The sequence below is a fragment of the Streptomyces sp. NBC_00306 genome (assembly GCF_036169555.1).
Lineage (GTDB): Bacteria > Actinomycetota > Actinomycetes > Streptomycetales > Streptomycetaceae > Streptomyces > Streptomyces achmelvichensis.
The window spans coordinates 7563117-7576650 of the sequence record NZ_CP108032.1 but is presented as its reverse complement, the minus strand read 5'-3'; the positions used below and the strand labels follow the sequence as shown (position 1 = coordinate 7576650).

The 13534-nt window shown below is 69.6% G+C and carries 10 protein-coding genes; 3 read left to right on the top strand and 7 right to left on the bottom strand.

Annotated features, from left to right (window positions below; genetic code table 11):
- Positions 1 to 10 precede the first annotated feature (10 nt).
- Both OHA05_RS33835 and OHA05_RS33830 read right to left on the bottom strand, forming a co-directional pair.
- Positions 11 to 595, bottom strand: a complete 585-nt coding sequence (locus OHA05_RS33835; RefSeq protein WP_328862659.1) for a GNAT family N-acetyltransferase — start codon at positions 593 to 595, stop codon at positions 11 to 13.
- Positions 596 to 761: 166 nt separating this feature from the next.
- A complete protein-coding gene (locus tag OHA05_RS33830) occupies positions 762 to 1136 on the bottom strand; it encodes an STAS domain-containing protein (RefSeq protein WP_328862658.1) in 375 nt (124 codons plus the stop codon).
- Between the two features lie 382 nt (positions 1137 to 1518).
- On the opposite strand from OHA05_RS33830, the gene OHA05_RS33825 reads away from it, so the two are divergent.
- A complete protein-coding gene (locus OHA05_RS33825; RefSeq protein WP_328863506.1) occupies positions 1519 to 2229 on the top strand; it encodes an SDR family NAD(P)-dependent oxidoreductase in 711 nt (236 codons plus the stop codon).
- A 52-nt stretch (positions 2230 to 2281) separates the two neighbouring features.
- Here the strand turns inward: OHA05_RS33825 and OHA05_RS33820 are convergent, their stop codons facing one another.
- The 5 genes from OHA05_RS33820 to OHA05_RS33800 form a co-directional block, all read right to left on the bottom strand.
- Positions 2282 to 3304 carry an ABC transporter permease gene (locus OHA05_RS33820; protein ID WP_443043808.1) on the bottom strand — a complete coding sequence of 341 codons (1023 nt, stop codon included), beginning with the start codon at positions 3302 to 3304 and terminating at the stop codon, positions 2282 to 2284.
- Positions 3301 to 4266 carry an ABC transporter permease gene (locus tag OHA05_RS33815; RefSeq protein ID WP_328862657.1) on the bottom strand — a complete coding sequence of 322 codons (966 nt, stop codon included), beginning with the start codon at positions 4264 to 4266 and terminating at the stop codon, positions 3301 to 3303. The genes OHA05_RS33820 and OHA05_RS33815 overlap by 4 nt, the downstream gene beginning before the upstream one ends.
- The gene (locus tag OHA05_RS33810) at positions 4259 to 5779 is read right to left on the bottom strand and encodes a sugar ABC transporter ATP-binding protein (protein WP_328863504.1); all 1521 of its coding nucleotides are present in this window, start codon (positions 5777 to 5779) and stop codon (positions 4259 to 4261) included. The genes OHA05_RS33815 and OHA05_RS33810 overlap by 8 nt, the downstream gene beginning before the upstream one ends.
- Before the next feature lie 146 nt (positions 5780 to 5925).
- Positions 5926 to 7017, bottom strand: a complete 1092-nt coding sequence (locus OHA05_RS33805) for an ABC transporter substrate-binding protein (protein ID WP_328862656.1) — start codon at positions 7015 to 7017, stop codon at positions 5926 to 5928.
- Between the two features lie 154 nt (positions 7018 to 7171).
- The gene (locus tag OHA05_RS33800) at positions 7172 to 8203 is read right to left on the bottom strand and encodes a LacI family DNA-binding transcriptional regulator (RefSeq protein ID WP_313942435.1); all 1032 of its coding nucleotides are present in this window, start codon (positions 8201 to 8203) and stop codon (positions 7172 to 7174) included.
- A 23-nt stretch (positions 8204 to 8226) separates the two neighbouring features.
- Between OHA05_RS33800 and OHA05_RS33795 the strand changes: the two genes are divergently transcribed.
- On the top strand, positions 8227 to 10965 hold the full coding sequence (locus OHA05_RS33795; protein WP_328862655.1) for a PA14 domain-containing protein: 2739 nt from the start codon (positions 8227 to 8229) through the stop codon (positions 10963 to 10965).
- Positions 10966 to 11099: 134 nt separating this feature from the next.
- A complete protein-coding gene (locus OHA05_RS33790; RefSeq protein WP_328862654.1) occupies positions 11100 to 13493 on the top strand; it encodes an RICIN domain-containing protein in 2394 nt (797 codons plus the stop codon).
- The last annotated feature ends 41 nt before the right edge of the window (positions 13494 to 13534 follow it).

Below are 13534 nucleotides of genomic sequence, written 5' to 3'. Positions count from 1 at the left end.
AGGGGCGGGGTCAGATCCCGTAGGGCTGGGGGGGTGCGTCCAGATCGGCCTTGCGCAGGCGGTACACCTGGAGCCGGAGGTCGTAGTACTTCTCGGTCTCGCCGACCCAGGCCATCCCGACGCGCCGGGCGGTCGCGGCACCCCGCGCGTTATTGGGCCGTACGACCGCGAACAGCTCGTCGATCCCCGACGCGAACGCGTGGTGGGCGACGGCGTGGCCGGCCTCGGCCGCCAGTCCCTTGCCCCATGCGTCCGGCGCCAGCTGCCAGGCGATCTCCAGGTCGACGTCGTACGGGGGCAGAGGCAACAGTGCCGCTCCCCCGACCAATTCACCGGTCTCCCGAAGGACGACGGCCCAGCGCCCCTGTGGCTGCTCGCGGGTCTCGGAGTCGGCGATCCAGTGATCGATGAGCGCCCGCATGGTCTGCGCGTCCGCCACGCGCTCCACGGCCGGTGCCAGCCAGCGGGCCACGTCGTCGGAACCGTAGACCGACAGGGCCGGCTCGGCGTCCTCCCGCTCCCAGGGCCGCAGAATGAGCCGCGGCGTAAGAATCCGGGAGCCTTCGACAACGACGCGGTGCTCGGACTCAGACATGCCGCCACATTAGCACCGGCCCATTTCATGAACGGGCAGCGCAACGGCACGGCGGGTTTGCAGGAATGCAGGTCACCGCGTCGCTTCGCATGGGGGCCGGATCACGGCAATCGAATACGTACGTGCCGCGCGATAAGGCGCTGGTGAATCCGGCCCGCGAATGCGTTCAGGAAATGCCGACCGCTCCCGATCCCCGGGCCGACAGGCAAGGGGCGGGGAAATGCGTGGGGCGGGGAAGGAACTGGTCCCAGTCCATCGCGGGGAACAGTTCGGCGGCCGTCTGCAGCAGACGCTGCGGCTGGCTGTGCAGACCCGTGACGGTGAGAGAGCCCTTCCGCGCACGGGCGGCGTCGCGCTGCTCCTGGAGCAGACGGAGGCCGGTGACATCCATGAAGGGGGTGTTCTCCAGGTTCCAGGTCACGTCCGTCACCGTGGCCGGCAGGGTCACTGCCGCCTCGATCTCGGGCAACGACTCGAAGTCGATGTCCGTGTGGAACGTGATGGTCGCGGTGGTGCCGCTGATCGTGGTGGTGGTCTTCATTGGGGCGGTCCCCCTTGCGGGGTCGGAAGCCCACGGCTGCCGGAGATGTCGCGAACCGGTCAGCGATGGAGGGGGCCGAATGCCCGTGAAGGGGGCAACGTTCGGAGACCCCTGTCCCCAGAACCTCTTGGCCAAAGAACCGGACACAGCCTCTTCTTCCTGCCAGCGTGGCACAGCGAGGACGGCCGGCGCCACCCCTCCTCCTCCCGCGCGCCTCACGCGCGGTCACCTTCCGCCTGCTCAAGGCAGGTTGGGAGCGACGCGCGCAGGGGCCCGCCCACCGTCTCCACCGGCGGCCGGAGTACCTCCCCGCCGCTGTCGTAGGGTGACCGTGTCGCCGTCACCGGACAGAGAGCCCGAGGTTTCCGTGCGCAATCTCACCATCGTGACCGGAGGCAGCCGTGGCATCGGCGCCGCGATCTGCGCACGGCTCGCCGCGGACGGCCACGACGTCGTCGTCGGCTACGCCTCCGACGCCACCGCCGCCGAGGCCGTCGCCACCACCGTCCGCGAGAACGGCCGCCGCTCGCTCGCCGTGCGGGTGGACACCTCCGACGAGGGCGATGTCGACCGGCTCTTCGACGCCGCGGCCGAGCTCGGCACCGTGACCGGGCTGGTCAACAACGCCGGCGTCAGCGGGCCCAACGGTCCGCTCGCCGAGGCGGACGCGGACGGCATGCGGCGCGCCCTCGAAGTCAACGTCCTCGGGTATCTGTTGTGCGCCCGCCGTGCCGTGCGCGACATGACGCGGTCCGGCGGAGGCGCCGTCGTCAACGTCTCCTCGGCCGCGGCGACGCTCGGCAGCCCCGGCCAGTACGTGCACTACGCCGCCGCCAAGGCCGCCGTCGACACCATGACCGTCGGTCTGTCCAAGGAGGTGGCGGCCGACGGGATCCGGGTCAACTGCGTTGCTCCGGGCGTCATCTGGACCGACTTCCACGAGGACCCGCAGCGGCCCGGGAAGATGGCCGACACCATCCCCATGGGCCGGGCCGGGCAGCCCGAGGAGATCGCGGGCGCCGTGTCGTGGCTGCTCTCCGGTGATGCCTCCTTCGCGACGGGGACGATCATGCGGGTCGCCGGCGGAATGTGACGGGCTCCGGGTAACCGGCTGTGATGCTTCGACGAGGCACCCGGCCCGCCGGTCAGAGCACCCGTCGACGGCGCCCCAGCCAGGTCTGCGCGATGATCACCACGACCAGGAACGCCCCGCTGGCCACCTGCTGGTACGCCGAGTCGAGCGAGCCGATCTGGTTGATGATGTTCTGGATCACCTTGAGCAGCACGACACCCACCAGTGAGCCGCTGACGAAGCCCATGCCTCCGGACAGCAGCGTCCCGCCGATGACGACAGCGGCGATCGCGTCCAGTTCCATCCCGATGCCGAGGATGGTCACGCCGGAGGTGAGCCAGGCCGCGTTGAGGACACCCGCCAGCCCGGCCAGCACCCCGGAGAGCGTGTAGACGATGATCTTCGTACGGGCGACGGGCGTGCCCATCAGCGCCGCCGCGTCCTCGTTGCCCCCGACGGCGTAGACGTGCTGACCGAAGCGGCTGCGGCGCAGGGCGACCGCCCCGACCACGAAGAGCACGGCCGTGATCCACACAGGCGTTCCGATGCCCAGCACCTTGCCTTGGCCGAGCTGCGCGAAGAAGGCGTCCTTGTCGACGAGATAGGTCCTTCCGCCCTCGTCGGTGATGTTCAGCATCACTCCGCGGGCGGCGAGCATGGTCGCCAGCGTCACGATGAACGGCGCGAGCCGCGCCTTCGCGATGAGCAGTCCGTTGACGAGGCCGACGAGTCCGCAGACGGTGAGCGGGAGCAGGATCGCGACGACGGTCCCGTACCGCGATCCCCAGGCGGCCAGCACTCCCCCGAGCACGAAGACCGAGCCGACCGACAGATCGATGCCGCCCGTGATGATGACGAAGGTCATTCCGAGCGCCACGACGGCGAGGAAGGCGGAGGAGACCGCCATGTTCTCCACGTTGTCGCCGGTGGCGAAGGAGTCGAAGGAGAACGAGGCGACGACGGCGAGCACCACGAGTGCCACCAGCGCGCCGTGCTGCTGGGCGTGGGCACTGAGCCGCTCGCCGCGGCCGCTTCCCGGCGAGTCCTGGTCCGTCGTCGTCGCGAGGGGGGCGGGCTGCTCCTTCATGACGGTCACCGCTTTCCCCTTTCCCGTGCCGCGTAGACGGCGAGGACGATCACCGCGCCCTGGGCGATCTGCGTCCAGGACGGCGGCAGATCGTGCTTGATGAGGGTCGCCGTGAGCAGCTGGATGAGCACCGCTCCGGCGACCGTGCCGGCGATCCGCACCCGGCCGCCGGACAGTGGAGTGCCGCCGACCACCACGGCGGTGATGGCGGACAGTTCCATGAGGTTGCCGAGCGAGGTCGGGTCGCTGGCCTGGAGCCGGGCGGTCGCGAGGAAACCGGCGACCGCCGCGAGCATGCCGCAGCAGATGTACACGAGGACGAGCACCCGGCGTACGGGGAGGCCGGCGAGCTGGGCCGCGGGACGGCTGTCGCCGATCGCCAGCAGCTGCCGCCCGAAGGTGGTGCGGCGGACGGTGAATCCGACGACGAGGGCCAGCGCGACGGCGATGAGCACGACGTACGGGATGCCCGCGATGTCGCCCGAGCCCAGCGAGGCCATACCGGGATTGCGCACGTCCTTGAGCTGCGGGAGCAGGACGAGTGCGAGTCCCCGTACGCCGACCATCAGGGCCAGTGTGGCCACGATGGGCTGGACCCCGACGAACGCGATGAGCGAGCCGTTGAGGAGACCGACGGCCGCGCCGCCGACGAGGACCACGAGCAGGGCGAGCCAGGGACCGTAGCCGAGGTAGAGCGCCAGCAGCGAGGTCGACAGGGCCATCACGGACCCCACCGACAGATCCACGCCTTCGGTCCCGATGGCGAGGGCCATCCCGAGGGCGACGATGAGGATCGGGGAGACCTGGACGGCCTGGGTGCGGAAGTTCTCGCCGGACAGGAAGTTGTCGGTGAAGGCGATGTTGAACACCAGCAGCACGACCAGGCCGCCGTAGACGCCGTATTCCTGGAGCCGGCGCAGCAGTACGGCCCGGTCCGCCGGGACCGCCTTGCGCAGCGCGACATCAGCCATGCGTGACCGCCTCCTCCTCGGCCGCCGCGGCGATCGCCTGCATCAGCCGGTCCTCGGTGACGTCGTCCCCGGACAGTTCGCCGACGACCGCGCCGTCCCTGAGCACCACCACCCGGTCGGAGCCCTCGATCAGCTCCTCTACGTCGGAGGAGATGAGCAGGACTCCCAGACCGTCCTCGGCGAGTTCGTCGATGAGCTTCTGGACCTCGGCCTTGGCGCCGATGTCGATTCCGCGGGTGGGTTCGTCCAGCAGCAGCACCTTGGGATGCATGGCGAGCCAGCGCGCCAAGAGCACCTTCTGCTGGTTGCCGCCGGAGAGTTCGCCGACCTTCTGGTGCGGTCCCGACGCCTTGATACGCAGCCGCTTCATGAAGGTGTCCACGACGGCGTCGATGCGTGTGTCGGAGACGAGACCGAAACGCGACAGGCGCGGCAGGGCCGCGAGCGCGATGTTCTCCCGGACCGACAGGCCGGGCACGATGCCTTCCGCCTTGCGGTCCTCGGGGAGCAGGCTGATGCCCGCCCGGATCGCGGCGGGTGTCGAACCGGTGCGCAGCGCGGTGCCGGCCACCGTGATCCGGCCCGAACCGAGTGGCAGCGCACCGGCGATGGCCTTCGCCGTCTCGCTGCGGCCCGAGCCGAGGAGCCCGCCGAGGCCCAGCACCTCGCCGGGGCGTATACGCAGGGAGATGTCGTGGAGCTGGTGGCGCCGGGTGAGGCCCTCGGCGAACAGAACGGGTTCCTGCCCGGTGTCGTGGGCGCCGGAGAACTTGGTGACACCCTCCGCGCGCACCTCGCCGAGCGGCCGGCCCAGCATCAGGGAGACGAGGGTGAGACGGTCGGTCTCGGCGAGCGGTCCGGTGTGGACGACGCGGCCGTCGCGCAGGACGGTGACCGCGTCGCACACGGCGTACAGCTCCTCCAGACGGTGGCTGACGTAGACGACCGCGATGCCCTGGTCGCGCAGCCTGCGGATGACGCCGAAGAGGGTCTCGACCTCCCGTGGCTCCAGTGAGGAGGTGGGCTCGTCCATGATGACCACGCGAGCGTCCACCGAGACGGCCCGGGCGAGCGCGACCATCTGCTGTGCTCCGACGCCGAGTTCGCGCAGGGGCCTGCGGACGTCGACGTGTACGCCGTACTCGCGCAGGGTCCGGTCGGCCTCACGGTGCATGCGCCCGAAGTCGATCAGGCCGAACCGGGTGCGGGGCTCGCGGCCGAGACAGAGGTTGCGGGCCACACTCATCAGCGGGATGAGGTTGACCTCCTGGTAGATGGTCGAGATGCCCGCGTGCTGGGCTGCGAGCGGTGTCGCGAAGGACACCGGTTCGCCCAGGTGGACGAGGTCGCCCTCGTCGGGGTGGTGGACCCCGGTGAGGACCTTGATGAGCGTGGACTTGCCGGCGCCGTTCTCCCCGACGAGTGCGTGCACCTCCCCCGCGCGGGCCGCGAAGGTCACGTCGTCGAGTGCCAAGACGCCGGGGAAGCGCTTGGTCAGGCCCCGGACCTCCAGGACGCCCCGTGCTCCGCCGGCGGCCGGATCGACCGGGGGTTTCTGTCCGGCCCCGGCCCGGGGTTCCTTCCGTGCCGCGCTCTCGTGCACGGTTTCGCCCCGGGCTCCCTGTCCGGTCCCGTCCCGGGAGTCCTCCGCGGTCACGTTCAGTACGCCTTGCCGAGGTCGCCCTTGGCATTGCCCTGGGTGTACTCGCTGTCCTGGATCACGATGTTCTCGCCGACCTCTTCGCCCTTGGTGAAGCTGTCGAGGGTCTGGAAGGCCAGTGGGCCGAAGCGGGGGTTGGACTCGACGACACCGTGGATCCAGCCGTCGACGATGCCCTGGACGGCGTTGCGTGTTCCGTCGATGGTGACGATCTTGACGGTTCCGGCCTTCTTCCCCGCGCCCTTGAGGGCGTTCACCGCGCCGAGGCCCATCTCGTCGTTCTCGGCGTAGATCCCGGTGATGCCGGGCTTGGACTGGATGAGCTGTTCGGTGACCGACTGGCCCTTCTCGCGGGCGAATTCACCGGTCTGCTCGAAGACGACCTTCAGGTCCGGGGCCTTCTCCGCCACCCGGTCCTTGAAGCCCTTGGTGCGTTCGGTGGTGACGTTGTTGCCGGGAGCGCCGAGGAGGATGGCTATCTCCCCCTTGCCGCCGGTGGCTTCGATCATCCGGTCCGCGGCGCGCTTGCCCTGCTCGGTGAAGTCGGAGCCGATGAAGCTGATGTAGTCCTTGCAGGGCTCGGCGTTGATCTTGCGGTCGATGGTGACGATCGGGATCTTCTTGGCGCTCGCCTGCTGGAGCACGGGTCCCCAGCCGTCGGAGTTCAGCGGGGCGATGACCAGCAGGTCGGCCCCCTTGGCGATCAGGTCCTGGACGTCGCTGATCTGCTTGGCGAACTGCGACTGGGCGTTGGCCGTGAGGAGTTTGACGGATCGCTTGCCTGCCTCGGCCTTGATGGACGCCGTTTCCGCGATGCGGAACGGATTGGCTTCCTTCTCGGACTGCGAGAAGCCGACGGTCGCGCCCTTGAGGTCGAGCTTCTTGCCGCCGTAAGCGTCGATGCCGCACTTCTCGCCGGTGGTGTTCTCGGCGATCTTCTGGCCGCTGTCCTGTGTCGCACCAGAAGCGGAGTCCTTGCTGTCGGCCGGGTCGTCCTCGGACTTGGCGCAGCCCGTGGACAGCGCGAGGGTGGCGACGAGACCGACGGAGAGAAGGCTCTTGGTGATCGTGAGGCGGGCGTGCGGCTTCATGGGACTCCCCATCTCAAGGCGCCGAGGGCCGGGTGGTGGACCACATCCGGGATGGTTTTACATCGTTGGAAGGGCGCTGTAAACACCCCGCGCAGCAACTGGTGTCCGACGCGGCCGCGCAGAAGACCACGCAGGCCACGGAGTTGACGGTGCATCAGACAGTGGTGCGCCCCAGCGTGCTCTCGCGTTCCACCAGGGCGAACCCCGGCTGGAGTTCGCGCGGGGTCCGCGTCACGGCGCCGTCCTGATCCCGGTCGAGCCGGCTCGCCAGGGACTCGACAGCGAGCCGTGCGATCGCCTGTTTGTCCGGAGCGATCGTGGTCAACGACACTGCTCCGAACCGGGATTCGGTCACATCGTCGAAGCCGACGACGGCGATGTCCTCGGGCACCCGCAGCCCGCGCTCGTACATCACCCGCATCGCACCGACGGCAACCAGGTCGTTGTACGCGAAGACCGCGTCGGGCACCACTCCCGAGTCGAGCAGATGCGCCATCGCGACGGCGCCGTCCTCGCGGCCCCAGCCCCGGCTGTGCACCACCAGAGCCTCGTCGATCGGCACCCCCTGGGCGGCCAGCTCCGCCTGCCAGCCGAGATGGCGCAGGTGAGCGGGTTGATGGACGCGGTCCTGACGGGCGCCGAGGAAGGCGATACGACGACGGCCGAGGTCGAGCAGATGACGCACGGCGGCCCGCGCCGCGGCGATGTTGTCGATGGCGATGTGGTCGTACGGCAGGTCGTAGCGCCGCTCGCCGAGCAGCACCATCGGAATGTCGTCCGCCCGCGCGGCGAGGTCCTCCGTCTCCAGTTCGAGAGGACTCAGGATCAGCCCGTCGATCACCCGGGACCTGAAGCCCTGGCAGACGAGGATCTCCTGCTCCCGGCTGCCCCCGGTGTGGTCGAGGAGCACCGTGTAGTCGTGCTCAGCCGCAGCGTCGATGACCGCTCCGGCGAGCTCGGCGAAGTACGGGTTGCCCAGCTCGGGGACGGCCAGCGCGATGATGCCCGTACGTCCTTTGCGCAGGTGGCGGGCGGTGAGATTGGGGCGGTAGCCGAGTTCGTCGATGGCCTGCTGCACCCGGGTGCGCATGGCCGGTGTGACGTGCGGATAGTTGTTCACGACGTTCGAGACGGTCTTGATCGACACACCGGCCCGCTCGGCGACGTCCTTGAGGCTCACCCTCACCCGACACTCCCATCCCGCTTGTCATGCACCTGGACAGGGCGCAGGAGGCGTGCTGTCATGCCAACTGCCCTTGTTTCCAACGTTATACAAGATGGTGGGGACAACCGGCAGAGCCAGCACCCGCTTCTCCGTTTCCCGGAGGTTCCGTGCGATCACTCTCCCCTCGTCCATGGCGCAGCCTGCACGGCTGGGCCCTCGCCCTCCTCTGCGTACTCGCCCTTCTGCTCACCACGACCGGTCCGGCCGCCGCTCAGGACGAGGCCGCGGAGCCCGCGGCCGCACACGGTCTGAAAGGCGATTACTACCTCCAGTCCGCCCCCGGCGCCTTCGACTTCGGCACCCTGAAGACCACGGCCGTCGATCCGTCGCTGGACTTCAACGACCTCGAACCACGACTGCGCGCCCGCACCGGCCAGGCCGACGACGCCAGCGTCCGCTGGACCGGCCGGATCACACCGGAGAAGACCGGCGACCATGTCTTCTCGATCACCGGTGACAACGGATTCCGGTTGTGGATCGACGGCTCGCTCGTCATCGACCACTGGGTCGACGACTGGGACCGCGAGCAGAACTCGCAGCCCGTCGCGCTCGATGCCGGCCGTGCCTACGACATCAAGGTGGAGTACTTCGAGCACTTCGGCGGCTCCAACCTCCATCTGCGCTGGACGCCTCCGGGGGATGAGAAGCAGGCCGTGCCCCAGTCCGCGTTCACCCTGCCCGACGGCTTCGACTACGACGGGCCGACCGCGGTGGCCGTCGAGAAGACCGGCCGCACCCTCACCCTCGACCTCGCCGAACCCCTCGCCGCTCCCCCGGCCGGGCTCGACGAGCATCTGAATATCGAGATCGGCGGCACCGAGTGGCCGCGGGGTGCGGCCCGGCTCGACCCGGCCGACCCGAAGCGGCTGATCGTGCCGCTGGACGAGCCGGTGGTCGGCGGTCACGGCGGCTCCGCCGATGTCCGCTACGACGGCCAGGGCGGTCTCACCCGCGCGGACGGCAAGGCGGTCGCGGCGTTCTGGACCAGCGGCCCGATCAACTCGACGTACCAGCTGAAAACACCCTGGGCCTCGCAGGTGGGACCGGACAACGCTCTCCCCGAGTACCCGCGGCCGCAGATGACCCGCAAGGACTGGCAGAACCTCAACGGCCGGTGGCAGTTCGCCGGCGCGGAGGCCGGTGAGCTGCCGCCGTTCGGGAAGCAGCTGCGCGAACGCATCCTGGTGCCGTACCCCGTGGAGTCCCAGCTCTCGGGCATCCAGCGGCACGAGGACCGCATGTGGTACCGCCGCACCTTCACCGTGCCGCAGAACTGGCAGGTCGGCGACGGCAGGCGTCTGCAGCTCAACTTCGACGCGGTCGACTGGCAGACCACCGTCTACGTCAACGGCAAGAAGCTCGCCGACCACAAGGGCGGCTACGACCGCTTCAGCGTGGATGTCACCGACGCGCTCAAGGGGCGTGGTCCGCAGGAGCTGATCGTCGGCGTCTACGACCCGACGGACGCGGCGGGTGGCGAGAACCCGCCGATGGGCAAGCAGCGGCTCGACCCGAGCGGCATCTTCTACACCTCCTCATCGGGCATCTGGCAGACGGTGTGGATGGAGCCGGTCGCGGCCGACCGCGCGACGGACGTGAAGACCACACCCGATGTGACAGGCGAGAAGGTCGCCGTCGAGGTACGCGGCACCAGGGCCGGCGTACCGGTCACCGCGGTCGCCTACGACGGCCGCCGCGAGGTGGGCAGGGCCCGGGGCACCACCGGGAAGCCGCTCACCGTCCCGGTGCCCGACCCGCACCTGTGGTCGCCGGACGATCCGCATCTGTACCGGCTCGAGGTGTCCGTCGGCAGGGACCGCGTCGGCAGCTACTTCGGTATGCGCAGCGTCGAGGTCGCGACCGTCGACGGCAAGCAGCGCACCCTGCTCAACGGCAAGCCCGTCTACTCCATGGCCACCCTCGACCAGGGCTTCTGGCCGGACGGCCTGCATACCGCGCCGACGGACCAGGCGCTCGCGTACGACCTCAAGATGCACAAGGCGATGGGTTACAACTCGGTCCGCAAGCACATCAAGGTGGAACCCGACCGCTGGTTCTACTGGGCCGACAAGCTCGGTCTGCTGGTGTGGCAGGACATGCCGTCCATGCCGAGGACCCCGCAGGGGGCCGCCCGTACCCAGTTCGAGCTGGAACTGAAGCGGATGATCGAGCAGCACGACAGCCATCCCTCGGTGATCATGTGGGTCACGTTCAACGAGGGCTGGGGCCAGTACGACCAGGCCAGGATCGCCGACTACGCCAAGTCGCTCGATCCGACCCGGCTGGTCAACAACATGAGCGGGGTCAACTGCTGCGGCGCGGTCGACGGCGGCAACGGTGACATCGCCGACGCGCACGGCTATCCCAGCGCACTGCTGCCCGCTCCCGACGGGAAACGGGCCCTGGTCAGCGGCGAGTACGGCGGTCTCGGCCTCGCTGTGCCAGGACACTCCTTCCCGGTCCAGCACACCTATGTCGGTGTCGAGAAGGACAAGTACACCGATGTGTACATCGATCGGCTGAACGAGGTCGGACAACTCGCCGCGTGCAAGGGCGGCAACGGCGCGGTGTACACCCAGATCACCGATGTGGAAGGCGAGTTGAACGGCCTGATCACCTACGACCGCAAGGTGGTCAAGTCCGATGTCGGCCGCCTCAAGGCGGCGCACGAGGCGCTGATCAAGGGCGCCGAGAACGGCACGCTCACCTGCACGGCCCCCTGATCCGCGTGGTCCGCCCGCCTCTCCCGACGAGGCGGGCGGGCCGCCCGGCTCCCTGACACCGGCCCCCCCGTTCGCCGATGCTCACCGGCCCGCACGGCCGCCATCCCCCGACACTCACCGGCAGGAGCACCCTCATGCCCCTCGACCGACGCCACTTCCTGCGGGCCGGCGCTCTCACCGCCGGCGCCACCGCGCTCTGTGGACCACTCACCATCGGCGCCACGGCCGCCCCCCGCACGGCCGGGCCCGCGCCCGACGCCTTCCACAGACTTCCGCCCGGCAGCATCCGGGCACGCGGCTGGCTCGCCGAACAGTTACGGCTCCAGCTCAACGGGCTCGCCGGCCGGCTGGACGAGCGATCCCACTTCCTCGACTTCGACACCAGCGGATGGGTGCACCCGGAGCGGGGCGGCTGGGAAGAGGTCCCGTACTGGCTGCGCGGCTACGTCCCTCTCGCAGTGGCCACCGGAGACCGAGCGGCCCTTGCCAAGGCCCGCCGATGGATCGACGCCGTCCTCGCCACCCAGCAGAGCGACGGCTTCTTCGGTCCGCGGGCGCTGCGCACCTCGCTGAACGGCGGTCCCGACTTCTGGCCCTTCCTGCCGCTGCTCATGGCCCTGCGGACGTGGGAGGAGCACATGCGCGACGCCCGCGTCGTCCCGTTCCTGACCCGCTTCCTGCGCTACATGAACACCCAGGGCCCCGGCGCCTTCAACACCAGCTGGATCTCCTACCGCTGGGGCGACGGTCTCGACATCGCGCTGTGGCTGTACCGCCGTACGAACGAGGCCTTCCTGATCGACCTCGCCGCGAAGATGCACACCCATGGCGCGAACTGGACCGACACGATCCCGACACCGCACAACGTCAACATCGCCCAGGGGTTCCGGGAGCCGGCCCAGTACGCGCAGTTCACCGGTGACCCGGCCCTGACCCGGGCCGCCTATCGCACCTACGAGCGTGTCCTCGGTGAGTACGGCCAGTTCCCCGGCGGCGGCATCGCCGGCGACGAGAACCACCGGCCCGGCTTCGGCGATCCCCGCCAGGGGTTCGAGACCTGCGGCATCGTCGAGTTCATGGCGAGCCACGAGCTGCTCACCCGCATCACCGGAGACCCCGTGTGGGCCGACCGGTGCGAGGACCTGGCGTTCAACCTGCTGCCCACCTCACTCGACCCGCAGGGCACCGGCGTCCACTACATCACGAGCGCCAACAGCGTCGACCTGGACAACGCGCGCAAGACGCAGGGCCAGTTCCAGAACGGCTTCGCCATGCAGTCGTTCCAGCCGGGCATCGACCAGTACCGCTGCTGCCCGCACAACTACGGCATGGGCTGGCCGTACTTCGCCGAGGAACTGTGGCTGGCCACCCCCGACAAGGGCCTGGCGGCCGCGATGTACGCACCGTGCGAGGTCCGCGCGGTGGTGGCCGACGGCACGACCGTGACGGTCGCCGAGACCACCGATTACCCCTTCGGCGAGACCGTCACCCTGACCCTGTCCGTCCCCGAGCGGGTGTCCTTCCCGCTCCGTCTGCGCATCCCCGGCTGGTGCCGCAACCCCGTCCTGCGCGTGAACGGCCGTGTGGCCGGCGCCCCGGCCGGGCCCGCGTTCGCGGAGATCCGGCGCACCTGGTCGGACGGCGATGTGGTGACACTGCGCCTCCCCCAGCGCACGGCGGTGCGGACGTGGTCCGCCGGCCTTGGTGCGGTGAGTGTCAGCCACGGCCCGCTGACCTACTCCCTGCGGATCGGCGAGGAGTATGTGCGCTACGCGGGCACCGACAGCTTCCCCGAGTACGAGGTACACGCCACCACACCGTGGAACTACGGCCTGGACACGACCGTGCCGCCGGTCTTCCACCGCTCCGGGCGCCCGCTCGCGGCCAACCCCTTCACCCACGCCACCAGTCCGGTCGGTATCACCGCACGCGCCCGCCGGATCGAGGAGTGGATCGCCGACGACGAGCACGTCGTCGCGCCGCTCCAGCAGAGCCCGGCGCGCTCCACCGCGCCCGCCGAGACGGTCACGCTCGTCCCGATGGGCGCCGCAAGGCTGCGCATCACCTCCTTCCCGACCACGGCGGCGGACGGTCACGCGTGGAGCCCCGAACCACCGTTCCGGCGCGTGGTCAACCAGCACAGCGGCAAGGTTCTGGCGGTCGACGGCATGTCCACCGAGAACAGCGCCCGGGTGGTGCAGTTCGACAACACCGGCACCGGCGACCACGCGTGGCAGCTCGTCGACCGGGGCGACGGCTGGTTCCTCGTGCGCAACGGCCACAGCGGAAAGGTGCTCGGCGTGGACGGAATGTCGACGGCGGACAGTGCCACGGTCGTCCAGTACGAGGACAACGGCACCGCGGACCACCTGTGGACCCTGGTGGACAACGGGGACGGGTGGTACCGAGTACGCAACCGCCACAGCGGCAAGGTGCTGGGCGTCGACCGAATGTCGACGGCCAACAGCGCGCAGGTGGTGCAGTTCGCCGACAACGGGACGGCGGACCATCTGTGGAGGTTCGTCTGATCCCGCGCGGGGGCGACGGCGAGGCGCTCGAACCGGCCGCC